The following is a 16,472-nucleotide window of genomic DNA, read 5'->3' as shown; positions in this document are numbered from 1 at the left end:
TTTCATAAACTATAATCTTATTGTAAGTTTGTTTATATCTTTATTTATTAAAACTCGTACACCTAAATTGCTACTATATATTAAAGCATCTTCAGCTTCACTAATCTCGTTTATTCCTCTAAGAAGGATACTGAAAGTCTTATGTTCTCCTTCTATTTCGATAGTAATAATATCATTTTCTCGTTTAGCTATTACTGAGAATACTGGTTGACTTTCTAAGTTAAGCAGATTATTAGTTGCTGTTTTTCCATCTTTAAGGTTAAATAAGTGCAATGTAACATCATCAGCATAATCATAATCAGGCTTGCTTGTATTACTTCCTACTGGAATCAAGCTATTTTCTTTAGCCATTAAAGGTATACTTAAATAATCATGTTTTTCACTTCTCCACACTCCGCCTTCGACAACTTCGTTTGTTATGAAGTTAGTCCAAGTTCCTTTAGGAAGATAGTAAGAAACTGTTCCATCTTCACTAAACACTGGAGCAACTAAAAGTGAATCTCCAAGCATGTATTGTCTATCTAAATAATGAGTTGCTGGATCATCTTGATACTCAAGTACCATTGCTCTCATCATAGGAACACCAGTATGTGAAGTATTGTTTGCTTGAGTGAATATATATGGCATTAAGCTACATTTTAGTTTGCTGAAAAGTCTAACCACATCACAGGATTCCTCATCATAAGCCCAAGGTACTCTATAGGAATGACTTCCATGTAAACGGCTGTGAGTAGAAAGAAGACCGAACGCCGCCCATCTCTTATACACATCGGCTGTTGAAGTGCTTTCAAAGCCTCCAATATCATGACTCCAAAAACCAAAACCTGATAAAGTAAGTGATAAACCACCTCTTAAGCTTTCAGCCATAGATTCGTAGTCAGAAGAACAATCTCCACCCCAATGAACAGGGAACTTTTGCCCTCCTACAGTAGCTGATCTTGCAAACAAAGTTGCCTTATCTTTACCAAAATTCTTTTCTAACAGTTCAAAAACTACCTTATTATATAAATAAGTATAATAGTTATGCATCTTTTTAGGATCAGAACCGTCATAGTAAACTACATCCGTAGGAATTCTTTCTCCAAAATCAGTCTTAAAGCTATCTACTCCCATATCTATAAGAACTTGAAGTTTACTTTGGAACCACTCACATGCCTTTGGGTTTGTGAAATCAACTATTCCCATAGCAGGTTGCCACATATCCCACTGCCATACATCTCCATTTGCTCTTTTTATTAAATATCCCATTTCCATTGCCTCTTCAAAAAGCTCTGAAGCCTGTGCTATATATGGGTTAATCCATACACATATTTTTAAACCTTTATCTTTTAATCGTTTAAGCATATTTACTGGGTCTGGAAAAACTCTAGTATCCCATTTAAAATCACACCAATTAAATTCTTTCATCCAGAAACAATCAAAATGGAATACATGAAGAGGAATATCTCGTTCTTTCATTCCATCAACAAAACTTGTTACAGTAGCTTCGTCATAGTTTGTTGTAAAAGAAGTTGTAAGCCATAATCCAAAAGACCAAGCTGGTGGCAGTGCTGGTTTTCCTGTAAGAGTAGTATAATTTTCAAGAACCTTTTTCATTGACAATCCATTTATTATAAAATACTCTAAGTATTCACCTTCAACGCTAAATTGAACCCTTGTTACCTTCTCTGAACCAACCTCAAAGGATACATTCTCAGGATGATTTACCAACACTCCATAGCCTTTATTAGTCATATAAAAAGGTATGTTTTTATATGACTGTTCTGTGCTAGTTCCACCATCCTCGTTCCAGATATCTACCACCTGTCCATTTTTTACAAATGGTGTGAATCTTTCTCCTAATCCATATACAAGCTCTCCTACTGAAAGGCTGAGCTGCTCTCTCATGAATACTCCATCATCGTTAGTTTTAATATAAGCCATATCTCTAAAGCCTGTACCTGTTAACTTCTTATCTTGATTAAAAAAGCTCATTTGCCATCCAGAAGTCTTATCTACACTTACACTTAAGTCTCCAGATTTAAGTTTTACTTCTTGATCATTTTCACTGATTTTCACTATATTTCCTTGATTTTGTATGTCAAACTCAGGAGCTTTCTTGTTAACACCCATATAATGATATAATTGCACCCTTATTACATCTTCCATTGGTGAAGATAATTTTACAGTAATACCAGGTCCACCTAAAGTATCACCTCTATGATTAATCTTATTGCATGGTGCATATACAATTACTGAATCATCCTTCACTTTAATATCATAAGCCTCAGCTGGACTGTAGGTTGTTACACCTTCTCTATTAAGCCAGCAACCATTACTAAATTTCATATAATTACACCTCACTAATTCAGTTTTGCGTAATAGATATACTATTTCCATCATCTAAAACCATACAAACAACTATTTAAACTAATAATTGTATTTTGTTTGATAAATAGACTTTATTTGAAATTGATATACCTATACGTAAAAATATTTTTTAACTTGAAAATAGTTTCTAATATAATGTAAATGTTTTCCTAGCATTATTATAAATTACTATGCTTTATGATGTATATAATAAAAATCAACTATTATCTCGAAAATCAACTTAATAATTGAAATCACTGGATTTAGATAAATTATAAATTATATATTTTCAATTGAAGTGTTTCATCTTTAATAAAAAGAAGTCTGATATAAAAACTTAACTTATATCAGACTCTCCTTCATCATATTAAACTATTTTACGTTCTTTCTAGCAGCAAATCTCTTTTCAGCTTGCGTTACATAGAACTTAACTACATCGTCGTAGCCTAAGCCCTTAGACTTATCTATCATGTCTTTTTGTAGTGAAGCAAATTCTGCATCACTCTTAGCAAATACCATCTTCCAGGAATCTTGTTTAATTACTGTAGCTATTTGTCCCATTTTTTGTTGTGTTGCACTATCTAAAGCATCACTACTAATATTAGTTACTGGATTTACAACGATTTTATTATTTTTAACAAAGTAATCTTTATCGTTGTTAGCATTCATAGCTGCTCTCCAGTTTTTATCAAGAGTTGATACATTATCGTTAGTTGTTGAAGACCATAATTGCCAGTTATAAGGTTCCTTAGTTTCAGGATTTATAGAGTTTGCATTTACTGTTACGAAGTTAAGAGCATTTACACCATCTTTATATGCTCCACCACCGTATTGATCAGAAATAACATCTGATCCTGTAGAAGGAACAACTTTCTTACCAAAGTCAGTTAATACTGGTTTGCCATCCTTTAGGTCCCAAGTTAAGCCTTTAGGTCCATTAGTACTTGTCATAATACCTTCTGGTGAGTATAACCAATCTATAAACTTCATTATCTTTTCTGGATTTTTAGCTTTAGAGCCTATCGCTATTACTTGACTATTACCATAGTTAGCAAAACCATTTGAATAATCCTTTTCGTCTGTAAATGGTACAAGCTTAAAACCTTGCCCTTTATTTACTCTTTCTTGAGTATTATATCCAGTGCTGTAGAATGGGAACCATGAGAATAATACTTGACCATCCTTCATTTTGTTAGCAGCATCATCATACTTTTGGGAAATTGAATCTGGATCTACTAAGCCCATCTTATTAGCATTATAATAAAGCTTTAAAGATCTTAAATAGTAACCGTTTGGATCTAATATGTCTTGATACTTTTCTTCGTTACCATGAACTAGTAAAAATCCTAGTTCATCATAGCCTTGCATACAAGCGAACTGCTTTGCTATCATCATCATATTTCCATCCCAATCACTCCACATTGAGAATGCATAGGTTGGTTTTCCTGAATCACTCTTTGGAGTTGCTTCTTGCATCTTTTTAAGTACTGGTAGGTAATCTTCCATAGTGTTTATTGTTGGCTTACCTAATTTTTCATACAAGTCCCAACGTAGATGAGGTCCATAAGCCAATTCAGTTCCTTCTGAAGGAGTTGTAGCTGGCATTGTAGAAACTGAGCTTCCAAGGCCATACACAGCTTTTCCATCACCAAAATTTGTCTTATTTTTTTCAATAGCCTTTTGGAATTCCTTTATATGGGTTCCATACTTATCTATAAGACCATCCTTAGTCCAATCTAATAAAAGTCCTGCCTTTATAGCATCTCTATATTTTTGATCATCAGCACCGAATACTACTATGTCTCCTAAGTTACCTGAAGCCATCATTGTGGCAAATTTACTGTCTCCACCTTGAAGGTTTGAAGAAATAATATTCATATCTAAACCAAACTTATCTTTTACAACCTTGCCAAACCATCCACTTTGCTCACCAGCAAAGTTTGCACTCATAGAGAAAACATCAATTTTTTCTAGATCACTGTTACTTGCATCTTTTTTAGTATCACTTGAACATCCCACCATACCAATTGACATAGTAGTGATTGCGGTAGCTAATGCTACTGCTTTTCCGATAGTTTTGCTTAAACCTCTCTTCATTACTAATCCCCCTTAAATTTGTTTCTATTTATTTTAATATCCATATTGCTGCTCATATCAATGATATTTTTTAAGTTTCTATAATCATAAATGCTTAAAAGCAGCAATTAGAATAATAAAAACTTAATATTAACCCTTTACAGCTCCAATCATTACACCTTTTACAAAATGTCTTTGGAAATATGGATATACAAATAATATTGGAATAACAACAATCATTGAAACCGTCATTCTTACAGACGTGGCAGTTTGCATATTAGCTATATTTGCGGCTGCTATTCCACTTTGACTATTCTTTATAAGTGCTGCTAGTGAAGAAGCCTCATTTAAATACTTATAAAGAACGAATTGCAAAGTAAATAGTTTTGAATCAGTTACAAGAAAAAGTGTATCTGTAAAGGAATTCCATTGTGCTACTGCTGAAAATATTGTTATCGTAGCAAGTATTGGTTTTATTAGTGGCATTACTATCTTTAAAAAAATAGTATAAAGTCCTGCGCCATCTATTTCTGCTGCCTCCTGAAGAGATTCTGGTATTCCTTCAATAAAAGTCTTTACAAGTATAATATTGAATGGTGATATAATGCTTGGCAGAATGTACGCTAAAAAGTTATTTGTAAGCTTTAAATTCATCATTGTTATATACCAAGGCATAATTCCAGCATTAAAATACATTGTAATTATTACAAACCTATACCAAAACTTTCTTCCCCACATTTCCTTCTTAGTAAATAGGAATCCTAAAAATGCTGATGCAAATACGGTTAGTGCTGTTCCAATTACAGTTCTACTTAGAGTAACAAAAGCAGCTTGCCCAAGTCCTCTAATCTTTAAAACTTCTAAATAATTTGTAAAATGTATTCCTTTAGGGATAAAATTTATAAGCCCTTTACTGCTTAAATCGTTATTACTTATTGTATTTATAAATAAATAATAGAATGGAAATATACATATTAACGTAAATGCTATAAAAAATGTATAAATCAATATATTAACTATTGTATCAGATAGATTATTTGAATGCTTCTTCATTGTGTTAGCACGCTCCTTATCTTATATTGCTATTAAATTATTGTTTCTCCTCTAAATAATTTAGACATATTATTTGCTACGAATAATAAGAACACGCTTATTATAGACTTTAACATACTTATGGCAGTTGAGAATGAGAAGTTTGCGCCAACCATCCCAATATTGTAAACGTACAGATCTAACACTTCTATATGTTCTTTATTTATTGCATTTTGGAATACAAAGTATTGATCCATACCATTATTTATGAAATTTGCTATGGACAATAACAGTAGAACAAAATATGTTGGCATAATTCCAGGAACTGTTATATGCCATATCAGTTTAAATCTTCCGCAGCCATCAACCTTCGCAGCATCATATAATTCTTGATCTATACCAGTTATTGCTGCTAAGTACATGATAGCTCCCCATCCAAGTCCCTTCCAAATACTCCAAAGTGTCATATTTAGCCATGTATGATTATCAGAAGCTAAGAAATTTATAGGTGTTTTGATAATATGAAGATTCATAAGTAAATGGTTTATTAGCCCGTTATCCACTGAAAATAATGTGAATGCTACTGAATAAACTAAAACCCAACTTATAAAGTTTGGTATTGTAGTTAAAACTTGTACAGTTTTTTTGAATCTTTCCTTCCTTATCTCTGTAAGCAATATTGCAAAAATAACAGGAAATACCGAAGTTAAAATGTTAATACTGCTTATTGTAATTGTATTTTTCATAACTCTTAAAACTTCTTTAGTCTGTACTGGATTTGCAAAAATTGATTTAAACCATCTAAGCCCAACAAACTCTGACTTACTTAATGGTATTCCAGGCCTATAATCATAAAAAGAATACAACCAGCCATGAAGCGGTAAATATGAAAACAAAAATGTTAAGATTAAGAATGGCAATGCCATAAGAAACAGTTTATACTTATTTGGAATTGAAAATTTCTTTTGATTTGATGTTTTGCGAGCTTTTTTAACCGTTATCATCTTTTCTTATCCCCTTAAATTAGTAATATATGTTTGCTAATGTTTCTGCTTAAACTACTGTTACTTTAAAACGTTTACTAAAACTTTTTTTATATCTAGGGCTGATAATTATATTAAAAGCTGTTCTAGAAAAGGATTACATTTACATTAATTAGAATTTTATGTTTCAGTTATTTGCTATATTTATATCTTAAAACTTATGGCATATACTGTAAATATAAAAAAACAACACTCCTTTTGATAATCAACACTCTTTATAAAGTTATTTAATTATAGACAGTAATAACTACTAAAAGTATTGAAAGGTCTAAATTAACTAGCTTTAAAATTTTATACTTCAATAGACATTAAAAAGGTATCAGGATGTTTAAAATCCCTGATACCTTTTTTAAATCTTATATTATCCTCTTATGACCATTTCATGGAACTCGCCTGGAGCTATACCAAATGTATTTTTAAACACCATGCAAAAATATGATGTATTTGGAATTCCAACTTCTTGAGCAACAATAGATACCTTTTTATTAGCCTTACTTAAAAGTTCTTTAGCTTTTCCCATTCTATATTCGCATAGATAAACATTAAAGGTTTTTCCAGTAACCTTCTTAAATATATTTCCTAAATAGTTAGGAGATAGATAAACTTCTGACGCAATTGTTTTAAGACTAATACACTCCATGTATTTTTTATCAATCAGCTTTATAACCTTTTTCACAATACTTTCATCCTTGCTCCCTCTTTTTTCATTTAGGAATGCAAGTACGCTTCCAAAAAACGTGTAGAAATATTCTTTTATAGCATTTATATTACTTAAGGTCATAAAAGCTTTAATACTATCATTATAGTCTTGCATAAATTCTTCAGTTCTTTTATTTATATTATAAACAAAAAGAGAGACCTCATTTATTATATTATAAAGATAATTATTAAGTATATCTCTATCGGTACATTTAGTATTATTTATATAATCAAACATGTCAGTAATAAGCTGATAGACTTTATCTTCCTCAGAAGAACTTAGTGCACTGACCAAGTTTTTTGAAAAGTAATTTCCCTTAACAACAAATTCGCATAACCTGTCCTCAAACTTTTTTGAATTGGCTTCTACACCTTCATAGTAAGTCAAGCCTTGTATTAACCAAAATTCACCAAATTCAATTGCTTCTAAGGCCGAGTTATAGGATAAATGTATATCATCAATTGTCTCAACCTTCTTACCAATTCCAATCTGAAGCTCTACATTATTTTCTCTTTTTATTCTTGCAAGATACTTGTTTGATATATAATGTAGCAAAGTGTCAAAATCCTCTTCAGAGTTTAGTGAAATACATGCTACTAGTTGATTTCTAATACTGTCCTTATATAAAAAGGATTTTTCAACGTTAAAATAACTTTTATTCTTAAATTCATCAATATTATTATTGATTATATTAAATAAATCTTGTTCATATATAATTACTGAGTCATTCAACTTGGATTGCCTTATAATCATCACTAATATATTATCTTCTTTTATAAGGTTTATATGAAAATACTTTAAGTATTCATAGAGTTCATCTTTCTTTACTCTTCCCTCGAAAAGATCTGCTATAAATTGTGTCCTAGCTACACTATAACTTTCTTCTATCTGAAGCTTATTTTTACTTTCCTCTAATGCCATTTCGTAAGCCTTTATGCATTCATTTGTGGCACCTTTTATTACCTCAATCATCTCTTTTTCTTCTACAGGCTTTAATAAATATGCATAAGCTTGAAATCTTATAGCCTCCTTAGCGAATTTAAAATCATTATATCCTGATAAAATTATTATTTTTACTTCAGGAAGAAATTCTTTGATCTTTTTTGACATCTCTAAGCCTGCCATGCCTGACATCTTTATATCTGTGATAATTAAATCTGGACGCATCTTTCTAGCTAATTCTATACCCTCTATACCATCACATGCTGTCTCTACTACCTCTATTCCAAAACTACTCCAATCCAAAAATTCAAGAAGACCTTCCCTTTCTAGTCTTTCATCCTCAACGATTAACATTCTTAACATAAGATCCTCCTCCTTAAGTGATTTCTACTTATATTATGAATTAAAAAATATGCTAGAAAGCAAAATACCTAAATCAAAATCACCACTTCAGTTCCAATTCCTTCTCTACTATAAATAGAAAAAATATCTTTTCTACCTGAATAAGCTTCCAATCTTTGAATTATATTTTTCACTGCATATCCACTACCTTTAGCGCTTTCTACATCACCATTTAACACCTTTATCAATTTGTCTTGAGCCATTCCTACACCATCATCTATTATCTTTATGCTTAAAAAATTTTCAAAGGAACTAATTTTTATTACAATGGTTCCATGAGAACTTTTAGGTTCAATCCCATGGCTTAATGCATTTTCTACTATAGGCTGTAAGATGTTTTTTATGATTTTCTTAGAATACGAAGCTTCATCAATTTTATATACTACATCAAACTTATCTTCAAATCTTATTTTTTGTATATGAAGATAAGCCTTCACCATTTCTACTTCTTCCGCAACGGTAATTTCCCTATTACCCTTACTTAAAACCAATCTATAGAATTTAGCTAAAGAATTTGAAATAGTTTCTATTTGAGATGATTTTACCTTTCTGGCTGCCCACGTTATTGTAGCAAGTGTATTGTACAAAAAGTGAGGATTTATTTGAGCTTCTAACGCTTTAAGTTCAGCCTCTTTTTCCATAAGCTCTATCTTGTAAACAGTCTCCACTAATTCATGTATTCTTGAGGTCATATGATTAAACGTAGTTCCAAGTTCGCCAAATTCATCTGTAGAATCTACGTTCACAGAAACATTAAGATTTCCATCTCTTACTTGCTTCATTGCCTTAACCATGTCTTTAATCCTTGATAATAACGCTGTTGTAGTAAAAAATATAACTATACCCAAAAATATTGATGAAAGTAATAAAACAAGTTCAATATTTCTAAAGGAACTTTTAATTTCTTTATTGAAATTATCAGCTGGAAATATTCCAATTATGTTACAATTAATCTCAGTTATCGGGATTGAAATAAAAATATATTTCTTATTGAATACTTCACCAACCTTACTAATCTTTTCTTTAGGTGTAAAATCAACAAAATTACTCTTAATAACGTCTTGCTTGAACAAATTTTGAATATTGTTAGATACAATAACACTATCATCATCTGCAACAAATATCTTACCAAGCTTTGTTACAATAGGGTCCCTAAGCATATCAAAAAGAACAGTCTCTTTTACTTCAATTTCAAGAGTACCGGTTTCCCTAAAGGTATTACTTGAAATTATTTTTTTAGAGTAGGTTAATACTTGTTCACCAGTACCAGTACTATCCTTAAGAGCACGTGTCTTTGCTTCGTGGGTACTTGTCCAACCATTATCCAAAGGCTTTTTTTGATTCAGTGCCAAAAACTTGCTCGAATCGGTATCTTTATTTACACTATAATAACTGTCTGACATTTCAGTTACTATATTATCTGACATATATATTTTAATGGAATTGATATATCTGTTTTGCTTCAATATATTTTCAACTATAGGTGATATGTTAAACTGATAATCTTGTATCTGATATACAGAATTATCGTATTTGTAATCTAAAAAATCTTGTATTCTTTTATCTAAAACTAATATATCTGCAGCACTTTCTATGGAATTTCTTTTTTGTAAAATACTCTCTTTGGTTTGCAGAAGATTTTGCTCCATGACCAACTGTCCCTGCTTAACTGTTGAGTTTGATGTTTGCTCATACATATAGAGACCAAAAATTACTATCTGGATAAGCAATATAAAAAAATATACTAAAGCAAATTTGAATCTCACACTTAAATTATTAAAAAAATCTTTAATCTTTTTCACACTTATACACCTTCTATAAATCTAACCCATTTCCATCTTCTGGTTGTAACCTTGCCTCTATCTCAGTTAGGGTATTAGTATGAAATAGCATTACTATATAACATAAAATGCTAGCTGAGAAAAGTAAAATAATAGACCCTCCTTTAAGTGAGATTGTCCATAATAAATATAAAATTGCTAATGCAGCAGCTGCTATATGTATCCTTCTAAAAAAGTAAAGTATAGCCAACTTCACTATTTGCATCTTTTTCAAATAAAACCTAGAAACTATAGGTAAAATATAAAAATTTATAATTGCTAAGAAAATAATAGCCATCACTAATATAGCCATCTGAAGAATTGCAGTTGATGATGTAGCTGCAAAGTATACTCTATCAAAATATAACACTCCTAGAGTAACTACTTCAAAGAATGCAAAGAATACTGACTCAACAAAATTTGTTTTGTATGCTTTAAAAAATTCTTTAGTCATGTCTATGTCTTTTTCTCTAATAACCTTTCCCATTGAGCTTAAAAGTGCTGTTAATGCCGGAGCCATTGGTAAAAGTGTTATAATAAATAGTACTGTATTGTCACTGCCTACTGTAGATATTATTCCTAGAACAACTAACAACATTGGCACATTCAAAAGCCAAAAATAAAAATTCCCAACTAAAAACCACCATATATAATTTGTTGCTGTAAATATTGGTCCTTCTCCAAATTCCTTTTTTACTTTCATAATTGCCTCCGCTATAATATTCTTTCATTTATAAAAAATAGTTTTTCAATTGGTAAAATTGATGCTCCTATTATGGATGAGTTTTCCTTAAATTTTGAAGTAAGTAGCTTTAAATCCTCCTCACTAAAGAAATTGATATCTTTAAAAATTCTACTTTTTAATGGAGGTATAAGATACTTTTCATAATTACTTATGTCTCCTCCTATTACAATATAGTGTGGATCCATTATTAGAATTATATTTTGAATTCCAACAGATAAATAATCTAAATATTCTTCCCAAATAGCAAAAGCCTTTAAATCTTTTTCATCAATCAAATCAAAAAATTGATTAAAAGACTTGATAGGATTTTTTTCTTCTATGTTATATTTTTTCAAAATCACTTCTGATGAAGTATAAACTTCCCAGCATCCCTTTTTTCCACAAGTACAAGGGATACCATTTTTTTCTACAGTCATATGCCCAAATTCACCTGCTCTTTTGTTCTTTCCTTTATATAGATATCCACTTACAACAATTCCTGTGCCCACACCTTCTCTGACTGATATGTAGACTAAATTTCTCATATCTTTTGCTATTCCTAGTCTTAGCTCGGCCACTGCAGCAGAATTAGCTTCATTTTCTACATATACCTTCATATTAAGTTTTTCTTCTATGTAATGAAAATCCATATTCTTAACAAAAAGATTTGGAGCAAGCTCTAGCAAAAGCTTTTCTTCATTAACTGTACCTGGAAGTGAAAATCCTATTCCAAGCACATTTACTTCTTTTATATTTCTCTTTAAAATTATAACTTTAATTATCTTGCAAATTTCATCAAAAATATCTTTTATGTTATTTTCGTTCAATTTAAATGAATCATTAAACATTATACTTTCATCTTCCAAAATAACTGCATCTAGATTAATTAAAATTATTTTTATGTATTTAGAATTTATCTCTACTCCAAAAGAATATCTAGAATTTGGTATGAATCTTACTATTATTGGTTTTCTTCCTCCACTTGATTCAGCAACTCCACATTCCTCAACTAATCCATCTTCAATCAGTTCATTTGTAATGTTGATTACCGTTGGTATACTAAGTCCTGTTTCTTTAGATATTTCCTGCTTTGTAAGTTCTCTTTTATCAAATAATAAATTCAAAATAAGCTTTATATTTGAACTCCTTATTGTATCTTTATCTACATTTTTAAATTTCATCATTGTTCTATCATTCCTTTGTACACTTAATATAACATTTTTTCTATTACTTACACCTATAAGCTCAAATTTTACGTTATCTTAATAATTTTCTTAATTATACCAAATATAACGTTTTCACTTCAACTACCACGATAACTAATAATTCACTTATACTTACAAAGATAGGCCTTAATGTACAATATAATAACTATTACATGTTTCTGCATATCAACATATCCTACTTAGAGGAAAATATCATTAAAGATGTACCACTTCGATCTTCAATCTTTTTTTCAACTATCACCATAATAGTGATAAAATTTAAAAATATAAAATCGAATACGTATTGGTACATCTTTTTGATTAATTTGGTTTAATGCAATAGTTAACCTAAATATAATTCTTAATTATATTAAATAAAACCTATTTATCTTCAAATATATATTGATTAACAATAGCCTCTAGCATCTCTTGTCTTCCAGATTTATTAGAAATTCTATTATTTTCTAAAGCATATTTTTCTAGCTCCTTGAAACCAACATTACCTTCAACTATTTCTTTTCCTATTCCATCGTCAAAGCTTGAATATTTCTCTTTCATATTGTTTTCTAGAACTCCATCAGATAATAGTTTATGAGCAACTCTTAAACCTTTAGCAAAGGTATCCATTCCAGCTATATAAGCTAAAAATAAATCTTCTGGTTCGAACGATGCTCTTCTTACCTTGGCATCAAAATTCAAACCGCCAGGTGCAATACCATTATTCTTAAGTATTTCATACATTGCAAGAGTTGTGTCATAGACATTAGTTGGAAATTGATCTGTATCCCATCCTAAATTAGGATCTCCTTGATTTGCATCTACACTTCCAAGAACATCATTTATTCTTGCTACATGTAGTTCATGCTGGAAAGTATGACCTGCTAAAGTTGCATGGTTTGCTTCAATATTTATCTTGAAATGTTTGTCCAATTTATATTTTCTTAAGAAAGCTAGTACTGTAGCTGTATCAAAATCATATTGATGTTTTGTTGGCTCCATTGGTTTTGGTTCAATTAAAAATTGACCAGTAAATCCTATTTCTTTAGCATAATCTACAGCCATTTGAAGAAGTCTAGCAAAATTATCAAGTTCTAATTCCATATTAGTGTTTAAAAGAGTTTCATAACCTTCTCTTCCACCCCAAAAAACGTAATTTTCTCCACCTAATTCTTTTGTTACTTCAATAGCTTTTTTAATTTGAGCAGCTGTATATGCAAAAACATCAGCATTACATGAAGTACCTGCCCCATGTACATATCTTGGATTAGAGAAACAATTAGCAGTTCCCCACAATAATTTTTTATTATATTTTTTCATTAATTCTTTACAATAAGCCACTAGCTTATCTAAATTTTCATTAGTCTCAGCTAAACTATTTCCTTCTGGCGCGATATCCCTATCATGAAAACAAAAATATTCAATGTTTAGCTTATCCATTAATTCAAATGCAGCTTCCATTCTTGCTTTAGCAATTTCCATCGAATCGTTTACATCGTCCCAAGGACGAAGCATAGTTCCAACACCAAAAGGATCCGATCCATTTGCAGTTAATGTATGCCAATAGGATACTGCAAATCTTAGATGCTCCTTCATCTTTTTATTTCCTACTACTTCCTCAGGATTGTAGTATTTAAATGAATATGGGTTTGTTGACTTTGGACCTTCAAATGCTATCTTAGATATGTTTGTAAAATATTCTCTCATTCTTCTAACCTCTCATTCCATTTTATTAACTATAAATTTCCAACCTTTTACTAAAGTATATCATTGCAAAAAAACTTTTTCAAGTGATTTTATAAAGTAGATTTAATAAGTTTTTTCTGTTTTTCGCTATAAATTTTACTATTTTTTTTAACTGTTATATAATAAAATTATACTATTTTACAAACTAGCAACTTATTAATAAATACAGCACGTTAAGTTCTAAGATTGTAAACTTGAATTGTGTATTTAAAATCATCTGGAGGTAAACTTATGATAACTAATCCTTACCTGTCTACTGGGATGTGGCTTAAGGGAAACTTACATACTCATACTGAAAATAGTAAATGTGGGCACTACTCTTTAGAAACAGTTATAGATATGTACAAATCTTATAAAATGAAATATGATTTCTTAGCCATAACAGATCACTGTATGCTCACAGAACTTAATGAAAGTTACGAAGATATAGTTATTTTCCCTGGAGCTGAATATAAATATAGAGATTACCAAACTCTTGGCATAAATATTAAAAGCTATTGTGACGATGAGCGTAATTATGATAATCATCAACAACTTTTTAATAAAGTAAATGATGAAGGTGGATTAAATATAATATGCCATCCTCATGTTTATGAGGATAATTACTGGCCAATAGAAAAATTGCTACAGTTAAATGGATATACTGGGTTAGAAATTTATAATAATAATGTTAAATTCGACAACAAAGGCAGAGCTTTAGCTACTGATCTATGGGACAATCTTTTATCAAATGGAAAAAAAGTGTTTGGATTCGCTAACGATGATATGCACGTATTCCAACGTTGTGGTTGTGCTTTTAATATGGCATTGTGTGAAGAAAAAAATGCTACATCTATACTTGACTCCCTTAAAAAAGGCAGTTTCTATAGTTCTACTGGTATCCTATTAAATAAAATTGAAGTTATTGATAATAGAATATATTTGGAAATTAAACATCACAACATTCCTGTATCCTTCAAATTTATTGGTTATAAAGGCGAGGTTTTAAAAGAAAGTTTTGGTCATGAAGCTGAATATACAGTATTAGGAAACGAGAAGTACGTAAGAATTGAAATGAATAGAGAAGACGGTTGTATGGCATGGACTCAATCATTTTGGATTAAATAGCTAAATCATAAAAACTTAGAAATTATAAACTATCATTCTTTAATGAATATTATTAAAAGCCCCTTAAAGTACGCACTTTAAGGGGCTTTCCGCTGTCTATTTAGCTAGGGTAATGTTTTCTGCTTGTGGACCTTTTGGGCCTTGAGCAACATCAAAAGATACTTTTTGGCCTTCTTCAAGAGATTTATAGCCTTCAGCATTTATTTGTGAAAAGTGCGCAAATACATCTTTTCCATCATCTCCTGTGATGAATCCAAATCCTTTTTCTGGATTAAACCATTTAACTGTACCATTCATAATTTTGAACCTCCGAAATTTTATTTTTTAAACTCTCTGGAACATTTCACTAATAAAATTCCGATGTAACCAGTCACTCCTTATGGATGATAATTTGCATTTTAATCCATTATTTTCTTACTATGTACTAGGTTACCTTGATTTCTAATTAGCTTTCAGAAGAGTTCATTTGGGTTATTTGTGTATAAATCTTCTAAAGTTATAGTTTCGTAACTTAAATATTTTAAAACTACAAAGAATAAAACTTATAAGAAGACGCTACCTTACATTGATTATTATGCCTCAATATGTAGAAGATTTATACATTAATAATTAATTTAATTATTAATTATTGCACAATTTCTTCAATTCTTTTGCTTTCTTTATTAGAACCTTAAACCAGTAAGTAAACTCTTCAGGTTTTTCTTCAATCAATTTTAGTAGTTCTGATACCGGAATCCATCTAACTTCATGCACTTCATCTATGTTAAAAAATTCAACATCCTTATCATAAATACCAATAAAAACATGATCGATTTCATTTTCCCATAATTCATTTTCAAATTGGCATTTATAATGGAAAATAAATTCTTCTTCAAGTACAGCGTCATTAATTCGCAGCTCTTCATAAACCCTTCTAATCGCAGCTTCTTTAATTGTTTCATTCTCTCTTTGATGACTGCAACAAGCATTAGTCCATTCTCCAGGTGAGTGATATTTTGAGAAACTCCGCCTCTGTAGCAGCATTTCATTTTTTGAATTAAAAAGTAATACTGAAAAAGCTCTATGTAATATACCTTCCTTATGTACCATCATTTTTTCTTTATATCCTATAATCTCATCATAGCTATTTACAACCGCAATATTTTCTAATATGTTTCTCACCTCCATTTTGATTATAAATACATTATATTTTACAGACATTTATGGATGTACCACTTCGTAATAAAGTTTATATTTTTAAATTCTCTCACAAGAACCCGTGATAGTTTTAAAAATAGGTTTCTGTTCGAAGTGGTACATCTTTATTATCCACTAATTATAAATAATAAT

General features: G+C 30.4%; 12 protein-coding genes. 1 reads left to right on the top strand and 11 read right to left on the bottom strand.

The annotated features are described in order from the left end of the window. Positions 1 to 9: 9 nt before the first annotated feature. From yicI to xylA, 9 genes are all read right to left on the bottom strand, one after another. Positions 10 to 2,328 (bottom strand): alpha-xylosidase, encoded by a 2,319-nt coding sequence (yicI, locus tag J3477_RS21495; RefSeq protein WP_206872268.1) that lies wholly within the window; start codon positions 2,326 to 2,328, stop codon positions 10 to 12. A 393-nt stretch (positions 2,329 to 2,721) separates the two neighbouring features. Next, positions 2,722 to 4,446: an extracellular solute-binding protein gene (locus tag J3477_RS21490; RefSeq protein ID WP_206872267.1), complete on the bottom strand. Its 1,725-nt coding sequence runs from the start codon at positions 4,444 to 4,446 to the stop codon at positions 2,722 to 2,724. A gap of 129 nt (positions 4,447 to 4,575) precedes the next feature. Beyond that, positions 4,576 to 5,478 (bottom strand): carbohydrate ABC transporter permease, encoded by a 903-nt coding sequence (locus J3477_RS21485; RefSeq protein WP_206872266.1) that lies wholly within the window; start codon positions 5,476 to 5,478, stop codon positions 4,576 to 4,578. 32 nt (positions 5,479 to 5,510) lie between these two features. Beyond that, positions 5,511 to 6,461, bottom strand: a complete 951-nt coding sequence (locus J3477_RS21480) for an ABC transporter permease (protein ID WP_206872265.1) — start codon at positions 6,459 to 6,461, stop codon at positions 5,511 to 5,513. Positions 6,462 to 6,861: 400 nt separating this feature from the next. Then, positions 6,862 to 8,505 carry a response regulator gene (locus tag J3477_RS21475; RefSeq protein WP_206872264.1) on the bottom strand — a complete coding sequence of 548 codons (1,644 nt, stop codon included), beginning with the start codon at positions 8,503 to 8,505 and terminating at the stop codon, positions 6,862 to 6,864. Between the two features lie 68 nt (positions 8,506 to 8,573). Next, positions 8,574 to 10,346 (bottom strand): sensor histidine kinase, encoded by a 1,773-nt coding sequence (locus tag J3477_RS21470; RefSeq protein ID WP_206872263.1) that lies wholly within the window; start codon positions 10,344 to 10,346, stop codon positions 8,574 to 8,576. A 13-nt stretch (positions 10,347 to 10,359) separates the two neighbouring features. After that, positions 10,360 to 11,067, bottom strand: coding sequence for a DUF624 domain-containing protein (locus tag J3477_RS21465; protein ID WP_206872262.1), 708 nt, complete (start codon positions 11,065 to 11,067; stop codon positions 10,360 to 10,362). Between the two features lie 11 nt (positions 11,068 to 11,078). Next, positions 11,079 to 12,272 carry an ROK family transcriptional regulator gene (locus J3477_RS21460; RefSeq protein WP_228731337.1) on the bottom strand — a complete coding sequence of 398 codons (1,194 nt, stop codon included), beginning with the start codon at positions 12,270 to 12,272 and terminating at the stop codon, positions 11,079 to 11,081. A 402-nt stretch (positions 12,273 to 12,674) separates the two neighbouring features. Next, positions 12,675 to 13,997 (bottom strand): xylose isomerase, encoded by a 1,323-nt coding sequence (gene xylA / locus J3477_RS21455; protein ID WP_206872261.1) that lies wholly within the window; start codon positions 13,995 to 13,997, stop codon positions 12,675 to 12,677. Between the two features lie 270 nt (positions 13,998 to 14,267). Here xylA and J3477_RS21450 point away from each other — a divergent pair, with 270 nt between their 5' ends. Beyond that, a complete protein-coding gene (locus J3477_RS21450; RefSeq protein ID WP_206872260.1) occupies positions 14,268 to 15,143 on the top strand; it encodes a PHP domain-containing protein in 876 nt (291 codons plus the stop codon). A 96-nt stretch (positions 15,144 to 15,239) separates the two neighbouring features. Here J3477_RS21450 and J3477_RS21445 read toward each other — a convergent pair whose 3' ends face one another. Together J3477_RS21445 and idi are read right to left on the bottom strand one after the other, a co-directional pair. Beyond that, the gene (locus J3477_RS21445) at positions 15,240 to 15,440 is read right to left on the bottom strand and encodes a cold-shock protein (protein ID WP_183277166.1); all 201 of its coding nucleotides are present in this window, start codon (positions 15,438 to 15,440) and stop codon (positions 15,240 to 15,242) included. Between the two features lie 324 nt (positions 15,441 to 15,764). Then, positions 15,765 to 16,343 (bottom strand): isopentenyl-diphosphate Delta-isomerase, encoded by a 579-nt coding sequence (idi, locus tag J3477_RS21440; RefSeq protein ID WP_228731336.1) that lies wholly within the window; start codon positions 16,341 to 16,343, stop codon positions 15,765 to 15,767. Between the last annotated feature and the right edge of the window lie 129 nt (positions 16,344 to 16,472).

This window comes from Clostridium zeae (genome assembly GCF_017312485.1).
GTDB classification, from domain to species: Bacteria; Bacillota; Clostridia; order Clostridiales; family Clostridiaceae; genus Clostridium_AR; species Clostridium_AR zeae.
The sequence above is the reverse complement of the archived record's forward strand: the minus strand, read 5'-3'. Positions and strand labels throughout refer to the sequence as shown.

Bases quoted from the DNA above. Each gene is read 5' to 3' on its own strand.
- yicI (WP_206872268.1), bottom strand. From the start codon at position 2,328: ATGAAATTTAGTAATGGTTGCTGGCTTAATAGAGAAGGTGTAACAACC.
- J3477_RS21490 (WP_206872267.1), bottom strand. From the start codon at position 4,446: ATGAAGAGAGGTTTAAGCAAAACTATCGGAAAAGCAGTAGCATTAGCT.
- J3477_RS21485 (WP_206872266.1), bottom strand. From the start codon at position 5,478: ATGAAGAAGCATTCAAATAATCTATCTGATACAATAGTTAATATATTG.
- J3477_RS21480 (WP_206872265.1), bottom strand. From the start codon at position 6,461: ATGATAACGGTTAAAAAAGCTCGCAAAACATCAAATCAAAAGAAATTT.
- J3477_RS21475 (WP_206872264.1), bottom strand. From the start codon at position 8,505: ATGTTAAGAATGTTAATCGTTGAGGATGAAAGACTAGAAAGGGAAGGT.
- J3477_RS21465 (WP_206872262.1), bottom strand. From the start codon at position 11,067: ATGAAAGTAAAAAAGGAATTTGGAGAAGGACCAATATTTACAGCAACA.
- J3477_RS21460 (WP_228731337.1), bottom strand. From the start codon at position 12,272: ATGATGAAATTTAAAAATGTAGATAAAGATACAATAAGGAGTTCAAAT.
- xylA (WP_206872261.1), bottom strand. From the start codon at position 13,997: ATGAGAGAATATTTTACAAACATATCTAAGATAGCATTTGAAGGTCCA.
- J3477_RS21450 (WP_206872260.1), top strand. From the start codon at position 14,268: ATGATAACTAATCCTTACCTGTCTACTGGGATGTGGCTTAAGGGAAAC.
- J3477_RS21445 (WP_183277166.1), bottom strand. From the start codon at position 15,440: ATGAATGGTACAGTTAAATGGTTTAATCCAGAAAAAGGATTTGGATTC.
- idi (WP_228731336.1), bottom strand. From the start codon at position 16,343: ATGTCTGTAAAATATAATGTATTTATAATCAAAATGGAGGTGAGAAAC.